The sequence below is a fragment of the Nocardia cyriacigeorgica genome, from assembly GCF_010858045.1.
Classification (GTDB): Bacteria; Actinomycetota; Actinomycetes; order Mycobacteriales; family Mycobacteriaceae; genus Nocardia; species Nocardia cyriacigeorgica_E.
In genome coordinates this window covers 1-229 of the sequence record NZ_JAAGVC010000451.1, presented here as the reverse complement: position 1 = coordinate 229, position 229 = coordinate 1, and the positions used below count along the sequence as shown (strand labels likewise).

Genomic DNA, 229 nt, shown 5'->3' with positions numbered 1-229 from the left:
CGCGTCCGTGATTGGCTGTCGCAGCGACGGCGCTTCGAGTTCTGCCTCACCACCGTCATGGTGATGCTGCTGACCGGCACCTGCGCCGCGCTGCTGCTGCTCCCCGATTCGGTGGTGGCGCGGACCAGGGCGGCGAATTCGGCGGGCGTGGCGGACACGACCACCACGGGCGACCGGGACCAGTCCTGGCCCCACAGGTCGGTGACGGCGGTGCTCGCGGCCGTGAGCT

Annotated in this window: 1 pseudogene; it reads left to right on the top strand. The window is 71.6% G+C overall.

Features of this window, described 5'->3' with window-relative positions:
* Positions 1-229, top strand: a pseudogene (locus GV790_RS30435) (hypothetical protein); the annotation flags it as partial.